At 61.3% G+C, this 680-nt stretch carries 1 protein-coding gene and 1 tRNA gene; one reads left to right on the plus strand and one right to left on the minus strand.

Features of this window, described 5'->3' with window-relative positions:
• Positions 1 to 195 precede the first annotated feature (195 nt).
• A tRNA-Lys gene (locus L979_RS13295) sits at positions 196 to 268 on the plus strand.
• Between the two features lie 97 nt (positions 269 to 365).
• On the opposite strand, the gene L979_RS16410 is transcribed toward L979_RS13295, so the two are convergent.
• The gene (locus tag L979_RS16410; RefSeq protein ID WP_052209898.1) at positions 366 to 620 is read right to left on the minus strand and encodes a hypothetical protein; all 255 of its coding nucleotides are present in this window, start codon (positions 618 to 620) and stop codon (positions 366 to 368) included.
• Positions 621 to 680 lie beyond the last annotated feature (60 nt).

The following is a 680-nucleotide window of genomic DNA, read 5'->3' on the forward strand; positions in this document are numbered from 1 at the left end:
CCCATGGTGAATGGTGTGGATGCTGCTTGTGTTGTGGCTGTTGCCGCCGCCTGTGTGAGGTGTTGAGTCAGCGGCTGTGTGAGTGCAGTGAGGGTCACGACTTGACGCTACTCCTGCCCGGTTGGTTGGGGGAGCCCCGGCTCGGCTAGGATGGTTCGCGTTGCTGCGCCCGACTTGTCCGGGCTGCTGCGACCGGGGCCTTTAGCTCAGTTGGTAGAGCAGTGGACTTTTAATCCATGGGTCGTGGGTTCGAGCCCCACAGGGCCCACCCCGCGCACAAGGCTCGAACCCTTGCCAGCAGAATCGTTGGCTCGGGTTCGGGCCTTGTCGGTGTTCTGAGCCCAGTTGAGGGCGTTGACGTTGAGCTAGGGGTCGAGCAGCGTCTCGAAGGGCCGGTTGTTCTCGACGCGGAGTTTGTCGTCTTCGTCGATGTAGACCTTGGTGAAGAAGGCTTGGTCGCACAGGCGTCGGTTGGCGTCGTCGAGGTGGGCGGGGATGATCTGGATGCGCTGGTAGTAGTCCTCAATCAGCTTCTCGGCGTCGACGATCAGGATCGCCCCGCATGTGCATTCGGTGCGTTCGGAGTGTCGGCCGGAGCAGACGAAGTGGGGCTGCCGCATGGATAGGTGACATCTTGACCTGACCTATGGCTCGGTTTCCAGTTGACGTCGCTAGTCGAT

Origin of the sequence: Kocuria sp. ZOR0020 (genome assembly GCF_000800955.1) — a bacterium.
Classification (GTDB): Bacteria; Actinomycetota; Actinomycetes; order Actinomycetales; family Micrococcaceae; genus Kocuria; species Kocuria subflava.

Excerpts from the sequence above, each read along its gene's own strand:
- L979_RS16410 (WP_052209898.1), bottom strand. The coding sequence starts at position 620 with ATGCGGCAGCCCCACTTCGTCTGCTCCGGCCGACACTCCGAACGCACC.